This window comes from Neisseria sp. P0009.S007 (genome assembly GCF_051962515.1).
In genome coordinates, this window is sequence record NZ_JBQCVF010000314.1 from 1 (window position 1) to 1517 (window position 1517).

Consider the following 1517-nt stretch of genomic DNA (forward strand, 5'->3'; position numbering starts at 1 on the left):
TAATAGGAATAAGCAGGCCGAAAAACTGCATGAAACACCTGTTTGATAACAATAAGAATATGCCGATTGTAACACCGGCAACATTATTCATGAAAAAAAGAGACAAAAGGCCGAGAATAAAAGCATACGGCGAATAGAATGTAGAGAATCGGAATAGAAAAAGGCCGTCTGAAAATGTTTAGGGATTTTCAGACGGCCTTAAGCATGTTTCCTTTATGTATCATGAATACATCAACAGATAAGCAATAATTTACCGAATATTATTTGCAACGCATCAGCGTACGCATCCGCCAAACTTTTTTACCTGAGCCGTCAGTCGAATAATCACGGAATCTTTGCGTCAGCACGCCTCGGTTTAACGAAAACTCAAAATTATCGTTATAAATCTGCGTACCTTGCTCCGGCTCCTCTTCCCGAATGCGTGCCGTACCTGCAATTTTATCGGTCGAATAAATTCGATAATTCAGTTTCGTATATTTCGCACCCCATTCCCATCCCTTTAATTCAATTGATTTTTTACCTATTTCAATATAAAAGCCGCTATCTTCCGACACATCGACATTATCCACAGCAGCGTTACGCTCTTTCTCATTTGCAGCATAACCCATGGCACATAAAGCCCTTACATGTTTGGGCGAAACCTTCCCTTCATACTTCCCGGCCCATTTTCCTTGAAACACTTGCGGAATATCTTGGGCTACAGCTTGGAATCCAAGAAGAAGTAAACCGGCGGTCAGAACAGATTTTAAAGTGAGCGACATTATTTTTGACCTTTCAAGAAAGAGTGTTCAAATCAATATGAATAATACAGGAAACGGAAAGAATATAAAAAGGTCGTCTGAAAACCATAAGATAGGTTTTCAGACGACCTCGGATGGGTTTTGGATTTCAAACATCGCGTGCGTGCGTACCGCACACACCCTACACCCGATGCCCAGTTTCAGTAGGTCGGATACAAGTATCCGACCTACTGCCGGCTGAAAACCTGATTTTCAAGTTTTCAGACGACCTTGGATGGGTTTCAACAACAGAGCGCGCATACTACACACACGTGGTTGGAGAGAGATACATGACTTACTCTTATCAACCCTAGCGACGATTTTGAGAGAACGCAAAAACAATCGCAAAAAAGGTTAAAATTAAGACATTTTTTAATGCCTGTAAAAATTCTGTATCAAAAAATAGCCACTGTACGCAAGCTGATATAAATAACGATTTCAGAGAAATAAAAATTAGAAATCCCATCTTGTCTAGATTTTCGTTATAGTCCCAAAATATACTTACAAGTGGACACCATAAATGTTTTGTCATTAATTTAGATAGCCAAAAAATTGGAACATATAAGATAAGCACAATGAACCATACAAAAATATTAGCGTATCCACCAGTCATTGGGATTTCAGGTAAATACATGCCAACATATTTAGCTTGATTCAAATAAACCTGATTTGTATCTAGAAAGTTATTTAATATTATTGGTATGGAAAAGGAGGCTAAGATAATGAGATAAGTAAATG

General features: G+C 38.4%; 2 protein-coding genes. Both read right to left on the bottom strand.

What is annotated here, in order from left to right:
- Positions 1-260: 260 nt before the first annotated feature.
- Positions 261-761, bottom strand: coding sequence for a hypothetical protein (locus tag ACTHS3_RS12820; protein ID WP_070606199.1), 501 nt, complete (start codon positions 759-761; stop codon positions 261-263).
- Positions 762-1089: 328 nt separating this feature from the next.
- On the bottom strand, positions 1090-1517 hold a 428-nt coding region (locus ACTHS3_RS12825; protein WP_440368113.1), incomplete at its 5' end, for a hypothetical protein.